Source organism: Halolactibacillus alkaliphilus, assembly GCF_900115465.1.
GTDB classification, from domain to species: domain Bacteria; phylum Bacillota; class Bacilli; order Bacillales; family Amphibacillaceae; genus Halolactibacillus; species Halolactibacillus alkaliphilus.
The window spans coordinates 1-7,994 of sequence record NZ_FOWN01000054.1 but is presented as its reverse complement, the minus strand read 5'-3'; the positions used below and the strand labels follow the sequence as shown (position 1 = coordinate 7,994).

Genomic DNA, 7,994 nt, shown 5'->3' with positions numbered 1-7,994 from the left:
CAAGGTTAAAATAACAACAGATCTTCGGAAATATTCAGCTCCTGCTCGTGGTTCGCAGGCATGGAAAACTATTGCTAAACGTCGCAGTTCTGTCGAAAGAGTAAATGGCTATCTTAAGGAGTTTTTCCAGCTTAATAATGTTCGTTACCGTACAGGAAAACGTGCAAAAGCTCACTTTGATTTAGTGACGCTTATTTATAATGCATCAAAACTAGCAGCAGATCGTTTAGGCTCATTCCTAAAGCAATATCAAATAGCATAAAAAATTTTTAAGACAAATATTGAAATTCTGGTCGTGTTTGATTTTTTAAAAAGAGCAATTATGAAATTGATTCAGTTATTAAAACTTTCTATCCATGGAATCCCGATGTTCAGGCAAAATGTAAATAGCCTTTACTACACTTAACATTGTAGCAAAGGCTATTTGTCGTGCCGACCTACCTGATGGATTGGCGCTTACAAAGAAACAGCCCTCACACATATGTGAAGCCTAGTTTACTTTCGTGCTTTTATTTGTAAAAGGAAAACGACTTCATCTTCTCTAAAAAATATGAGAAAACCAACACAAAACCTGTTCTGACACTCACTAAGCTTTAATCGTTCATCAACCCTTCTAACCAATTAAACTTTTCCACAGTTCTTTCTGGATATAAAAAAGCACCTACTTTTCAGCAAACGCCTAATATTTATCGGGATTATTCAGGATATCGTCTCTCAATCTCTCCTTGACTGATTGATCCACTTTATAATTGAATTCTATTTTATCCCCAGTAATTTGGTGGAATTCATTAGTCGTAATCGTATCAAGTTTTAACTTTTTGTGGTAATGCAAATAACCTATAATAACTTCTTTTCTTATTGCATTTTCGATATCAACTTTCATTATGGTTGCATCTAGAAAGCGATCAGAAGTTTTATCTGCCTTCAGCTCATGATAAATCAATACTTTGTACATATTTAGGAGCGTTAGGAGCTCCTTGGAGGCAAGACCAATGTTTACTGAATCGAGAATACTTAAAAATTCATTGCGATTAAGATTTAATAAGGTCTCTTCTAATACAGTAACTTCGGTTTTCGTCTTTTCTCCAAAATAAGTCTTCTCATTTCTTTTAGTGTTCGTCAACTCAAGAATTGGACTTTCCTTATAATCCCTATCTATTTTATTTATATAGCAATATAGCTCTTGCTTAATAAAATATTGATAGAGCGGAGCATACACATCTTTCAACATCTGCTCATTTATTTCTTTATTCTTTACAGAGTAATATTTATATAGGCCAGCAAGCGCACCGCCTAACAATATGACCGTCTGGATGATTGGTATGCCGTACTTTAAGAAGCCATCCCAGAAGCCCAGGGGCTGAGTTGATTGTTCCATATACTTTGTAATTAATGACAAAAGATTAGTAGCCGTCTCCATTAGCATCTCCATTTAATTTAATTTGATTTATATACAACCTCAAGGTGGGCTTCTAATATTATATCAAAATCGATTTTTGTTCCAGGTAAATCTTCTATGAAATTTGTTTTATTTCTATATCTGATAAGTTTATTTCATCAATTTCTTCAACAACATTAAGGCGTAATTCTAAATTATCTAATTGGTCTATTATGAAGTCCTGTAGGGCTTCAAACAACTCATTACAATATTTCTCTTTCACATAATTAGTAAATGAATGTTCTAGCCCTATACGCAAGACACCCTTTCTATTTATATTTACCAATATGCATCTTATACGTATCCCAGGTAAAGTGTACGATAGTTAATGATGCATTCATTGCCAATTTAGCGTATCGTACAGGTAATTCTGTATAATTTTTCCCTTTACCGTGTCCATCACCTTTATCATTTCTAAGAGAATTTAAACCATCAACTACTTGAATGAAACTACTCAATATTTTCTTAACATCATTATTATTTTTAGCCGATACATTTTCATTCGGATCTAAATTTAATTTCAAAAACACCTGTTTTCTTAATTGTGCAACAGTGGATGAAGGGTAATATTCCTCTTCAAATTCATCTAAAATATGTTTGAAACAGGATTCTAATAGTTCTTTAGATTTACCAATCACATCCGAAGGTGATTTTTCAACTAGGGACATCATGATTTTTAACTGACTAGCTATGTATGCATCATTAAACTTCTCTTTTACATCAGTAACCAATGTACTGCTAAAGGTCTGATTGGTTGAATATTTCGACATAAGCATTTTCAGTTTTGGGTAAAGATTTCTCTTTTCTTCTGTGAATATTTCCTCTATATCTAGGAATTCTATATAATCGATTAAATCGGAAACCAATTTTATAATTTTTTCGTCTTCGGCATCATTAATATAGGCCACGAAAGACTTTCCTTTTGATAATTTATACCTCGTTTGGAGCGGTATACCTACTGAATTCAATGTAAAGTCATCAAACTGTGAATTACTAAAATTTAAAACGTATCCACCATCATTAAAAAAAGTACTAATGAAATTTTTATCATTAAAGCTAAGCAAACTATCACCTCGTAATCACTCTACGAAATACTTCCCATTATATATGCGGGGCATCCATCAATTCCGCCCCACCATATTTTTTCTGCAGACAGCTTATAAGTCAAGTTCAGAAACATCCATTTTTATACCTTCAAGATAATAGTCATACACACTGTTAGCAGGTAACATTCTAATTTGAATTGGTTGCAAGCCTAGATTATCAAGCATATCTAACTTAACATAACCCTTATTGATTATTTCACTACCTTCTGATGGCAATAAAAAACAGTTTTTTACTGAGTCAATAGAATGTAATTTAATAAATTTTTCAAATGCCAATTGATAAAGATACTGTTTAGTAATATCTGAAATTCCTGGTTGCCCTTGCAATTTTTTATTTTCTTCTAATCTAATTACATAGTACTTGGCATCAAAAATAATAAAATTAAAACCATCCTTCTTCTTCCCTACTGAAATAATATCCGGTTTCAAAGTATCGTTAGATGTTTTGATAAATGGTTTATCATCTTCTGATTTGCCAGTCCATTTTGGTTTTTCAATAAGTGAGATTAACTTGTTATAAGCTACAAAATCAGCATGCAACGGTACTGGTAAGTCTAAAGAACCTAAATCGTTTTGTAATTGATTGTCCATTATTTCTGAACAAATTTGTTCCCAAACTAAATTAAAAGTACTTGTTCCAAAAAAGCTAAAACCATCTATATCTGACAAACTACTACTATGTGTTAAATAAGCGTATATCGATTTTAAAATTAATTGCTTCCGAGTAATGTATTGAACATTAAGTTCATTTTCAATACGATAAAGTATATAATCTACATCTCCAAATGCGTCTAACCCCTCATCTGTAAGGTCAACTAGCACAATATCGAACAATTCTATTAAATCAGCTTCTTTCAATTCCTTACTAAAGTGACTGAGAATACATTCATGCAACCTTTTAAAATAATCAAGGTCATCCATTGCTCTTTTTTTAGTTAATAATGTTGTATAGTATGGCCGATTGTTCTTTATAATTGCAAAAGTTTCATTAATAGTCCTGTCCCACAAAATTTCTCCATTTCCATCTTCCTCTATGATATCTTGAGTGCTTGTGTAAAGGCCATTTTCGTAATAATCATTTAATAGATACAGCATCACAGCAAGATGATTGAACGCACTATTTTTTCCACCGTCGTTATACATCCGAATAATTTGTTCTTTAGAATTATATTTTTCTAAAACCTTAATTATCTTTTTTAATTCAGTTGTCGGACTTTTTTTAGTAAGATATTTAGGGTAACTTTTTATTATGTAACCCTCTACTGCAATTATTCCAACGAATGTAAAAACGTAATAATAATTATTCCCCTCTAATTCAACATCACTTATTTCAATTTCTTCATCAATAAGATCAGACATATCCGTTTGAACATCAGATACCTTTACTGCTTTTAAAACACCATATTGCTTCAGTTTTTTTATAATAACAACCACTTTTTCAGCTGAACATTCAAATATATCTCGTAAGTGATCTTGTGTATAACGTTTTTGCTCTCGTACAAACTTGGAAATCATTCATATTCACCCGGGGATTCAGCAACCATTGATACAGACATTGGAAATTTATCCCTAATACTTTCGCAAAAAATTTCCACTCCACGTAAATCAAATTCTTCACAAATTGATGAATACTTTGTTGTATCACTACATCCATCAAATAATGACGTCCTTCTCTGTTTAGCTGCATCTTCAAACAAATACATTAGAACCTTACTTTTGAAAGCACTAATGAATTTTTCAGCATCAATATCGTTCCCCTCGTTAGGAACAACAATTTTCCTTGCTAAGAAATAGGGACCTAATAATTTATCCTCATTAATTTTATATGAAGAAAGAACGTCGTTAATCGACTTACGAAGTTCGTTCCATTCTACAGGACGAGTATATTCTCCTTTACCTAGGGATACAGTATATCCTTTAATATCACTTTCGTTATTATTTATCCCTAGATAATCAAAGTCCCATCTACGTTTAAAAGCCGTATCTAAAGGAAAAACTCCTTGATCTGCACTATTCATTGTCGCCCATATAAACATATTATCTGGGATTTTAAGTGTAGAAATATCTTCTATTTTCTCTCCTAATTCATCTGCAAGATATTTTTTAATATCTTCCGATGGTTGTACTGAATACTCACTAACATTACTACTATTACGATCAAGCAATTGGAATATCTCTCCAAAAACTGCCGCAGCATTTGCTCGATTAATTTCCTCTATTATTAATAAATGTGGTTGAATATTATTAGTACGGCCATTTTTTAAAGCTTTAACGTATACCCGCATAAAAGGACCTGGAACATATTCATAGGTAATACTATCTTCATCTTTTCCGTCAATAAACGGTACTGGCTTATAAGTTCCAACAAAACTAGCATAATAATAGTCGGGGTGAAAAGTCACCCGTTCAAAATCCCCGCCACTTGAAAGTAGTTCATCTTTATCTTGATTTATCGAGTAACTTTTACCAGTACCTGGAGCACCGAAAATTATCCTATTTCGAGCAAATTCTGATTCATATCCCGTACTGTAATTAAACACATCTTTCTTTTCTTCACAATTTGGATTCAATTCCAATTTTATGATTATTTCTTTTCTTCCACTTGAAAGGGTGTTTTTTTCAAATTTTACATTTGTTAATCTTGGCAGTGCAATTCCCCTAAAATAATTCTTGAAAATATTCTCATTGGCTCTTACATAATATCGAGATTTGTCAGTAAATTTTCCTAAAGAACACATTAAATCGTTATTAGCCAACCCACTTATTTCCTTATAAATATCATTCCAATAATCTAAATCTATATCTTTATAACTAAAAATTACTTGATATATATATTCTAATTTTACTTGTAATAGATAATCTAATAAGTTGCCCCTGTCAAACTTGTACTCTATATTTGAACCAAACTCAAAGAAGTCATCAAATTGTGTTTCAGATTTTAATGATCCAACATGTAGTTTCGCTTCTCCTGCTCCTCTATCCTGCCCAAATTTTAAACGCCTTGCTACAAAACTACTTGGTAGAGCATCAACGTATAATGTTTCAGACATTGACTTTCTCCTTTCTAATTAAATTTGGATAATATTCAATAACCTTATTCATTATTTCAATTAGTACATCTACTACAATGGAGTTACCAGCTTGTTGATACGCTGAGGTATCTGCTACCACGATTTTAAAACTATCACAAAAGCCCATAAGTCTTAAACATTCTCTAGGTGTTAATTTTCTCAGGCGTCCTTCTGTTGTTACATAGTTATCTACACCCGCTCTGTGCATTTTATGCATAGATGTTAATAAAGGGCGGGCAACATCTAAATCTGTTTCAGGTCGTGAATAAAATCCTTTTGTACCTGTTGATAATACGTATTTCTTAACCTTCTCTGAAAGAAAATATTTTTCTAAATCTTGGATTGTTTTCTCTTTGTCTTTATTTTCTTCAACAAAAATAAAGTCACCATGCCAATTAAACTGTTGATTCTTTTTTTGACATAGTTGTATATCTCCATCAATCTGTGTATAACGCTTGTCAATATTTTTTTGATCAGTAACAAAATTTACACCTTTAGGTGGTAAATAATATTTACTGGATACGTTATCTACCAAAAAGTCTTTCATTACCTTATCTAATTTAACAGGAGCAGGAAAATTAAATTCCTTTACTGCTAAATCTTTTCTAAACCCTACTACAAATAATCTTTCTCTATTTTGCGGAATACCATAATCTTTTGCATTTAATACAGCATCATGCCACTCATAATTTAATTCATCAAATACTTCCTTCATTGTCTCCCATGTATTTCCGTTGTCATTACTCAACACAGCTTTTACATTTTCATAAATAAAAACTTTGGGTTGAATTTCTTTGACCAATCTAGCAAACTCATAAAATAGTGTACCCCTGGTATCCTCTAATCCTCTTTGTTTTCCGACTAAGCTAAAGGACTGACAGGGGCTCCCACCTACAAATAAATCAACCTGATTGTGATATTGTCTTCCATCTAAAAATGAAGCATTCCAATGAAAGTGCTCTGGGTCAACATTATAATTGGCCATATAAGATTCTCTAACTCTATTTCGATGCTCTTGACCTTCATAAAGCTTATTTACATATGCATTCTTTTCCTCAAACGACTCGATGTTTTTCAAATCTCCTAGGACGGCGGTTGTGTTAATTTTCTCATGTAACATAGAAAGTGCGTCTGAAACTTCTCTTAATACCTTAACCGATTGTTTAAATTCAGTAATATTAACAAGTTTTGTATACTCATTGCTCTGAGCCATTTTTTTAAAATAATCACTTTCAACAAAATCCCCGCCATAAATTCTTTTATAATCGGCTTCTATTTTAATAAATGATTTTTTTGATTCAATATATTTATGTAGCGATGAATGGTTATCAGATTCATAAACTTTTATCCATGCTGTATATGCTTTGTGAACATTTTCATTAAAGTAATTGTCTTCAATAAAATTTAATAGGGTTTTTCTTGATAAGTCTATCAAATCTGCCTTATAATCTATTTCATCTATAAATTTTTTATATTTTTTATTTATATTTAAAAAGGTATTTGCTAATTCAATAGTATACTCATCTTGATTGGATTCTAGATTTGTTGAAATTTTCTTAATCATATTATTTAAAACATCAATTTCAACCTCAACTTCATCGATTTCAGGTAATATTTTTTCACTCAATACATCAATATCACCATTATCACATGCAAATACTATTTCGTGGGATAACCCCATTCTCTTCAATGCATGTTCAATAGCGCCAATTCCACTAAATACAGTTGCTAATTTAATCATTAAAAAATCTCCTTATCTCTATCGAGATTATCCTTGCTAATCTCCATTATATCTCCTACATCACATTCTAATGTTTTACATATTTTAGTTATAGTTTCCATTGAGACTGCTTCATTTTTCCCCATTTTAGCTATAACGTTACTACTAACGCGAGCAACGTTTTTCAGTTCTGTCTTATTCATATTTTTGTCTATTAATAATTTCCACAGTTTGTTATAAGAAACACTCATAACGCACCATCCCTTTACATTTCTTATAGTCCTTTACTAATTATTTATTATACAGTAACTTTACCTATAATGAAATATTCTTTACTTGAATCAATTTCATAATTGCTCTTTTTAAAAAATCAAACACGACCAGAATTTCAATATTTGTCTTAAAAATTTTTTATGCTATTTGATATTGCTTTAGGAATGAGCCTAAACGATCTGCTGCTAGTTTTGATGCATTATAAATAAGCGTCACTAAATCAAAGTGAGCTTTTGCACGTTTTCCTGTACGGTAACGAACATTATTAAGCTGGAAAAACTCCTTAAGATAGCCATTTACTCTTTCGACAGAACTGCGACGTTTAGCAATCGTTTTCCATGCCTGCGAACCACGAGCAGGAGCTGAATATTTCCGAAGATCTGTTG

Annotated in this window: 8 protein-coding genes; 1 reads left to right on the top strand and 7 read right to left on the bottom strand. The window is 31.7% G+C overall.

The window, feature by feature from the left end:
- On the top strand, positions 1–262 hold a 262-nt coding region (locus BM163_RS13345; RefSeq protein ID WP_143088240.1), incomplete at its 5' end, for a transposase.
- A 417-nt stretch (positions 263–679) separates the two neighbouring features.
- On the opposite strand, the gene BM163_RS13340 is transcribed toward BM163_RS13345, so the two are convergent.
- The 7 genes from BM163_RS13340 to BM163_RS13305 form a co-directional block, all read right to left on the bottom strand.
- Complete coding sequence (locus BM163_RS13340) at positions 680–1,420, bottom strand: hypothetical protein (protein ID WP_089803668.1); 741 nt, start codon at positions 1,418–1,420, stop codon at positions 680–682.
- 287 nt (positions 1,421–1,707) lie between these two features.
- Positions 1,708–2,502, bottom strand: a complete 795-nt coding sequence (locus BM163_RS13330; RefSeq protein WP_089803666.1) for an abortive infection family protein — start codon at positions 2,500–2,502, stop codon at positions 1,708–1,710.
- Positions 2,503–2,595: 93 nt separating this feature from the next.
- Complete coding sequence (locus BM163_RS13325; RefSeq protein WP_170243755.1) at positions 2,596–4,059, bottom strand: LlaJI family restriction endonuclease; 1,464 nt, start codon at positions 4,057–4,059, stop codon at positions 2,596–2,598.
- Positions 4,056–5,594 (bottom strand): AAA family ATPase, encoded by a 1,539-nt coding sequence (locus BM163_RS13320; protein WP_089803665.1) that lies wholly within the window; start codon positions 5,592–5,594, stop codon positions 4,056–4,058. The genes BM163_RS13325 and BM163_RS13320 overlap by 4 nt, the downstream gene beginning before the upstream one ends.
- Entirely contained in the window at positions 5,587–7,356 is a 1,770-nt protein-coding gene (locus tag BM163_RS13315) for a DNA cytosine methyltransferase (protein ID WP_089803664.1), read from the bottom strand. The genes BM163_RS13320 and BM163_RS13315 overlap by 8 nt, the downstream gene beginning before the upstream one ends.
- Positions 7,356–7,586 carry a helix-turn-helix domain-containing protein gene (locus tag BM163_RS13310; RefSeq protein WP_089803663.1) on the bottom strand — a complete coding sequence of 77 codons (231 nt, stop codon included), beginning with the start codon at positions 7,584–7,586 and terminating at the stop codon, positions 7,356–7,358. Before BM163_RS13310 ends, BM163_RS13315 begins: the two co-directional genes overlap by 1 nt.
- Positions 7,587–7,746: 160 nt before the next feature.
- The coding region (locus BM163_RS13305) for a transposase (protein WP_143088238.1) at positions 7,747–7,994 on the bottom strand (248 nt) is incomplete at its 5' end.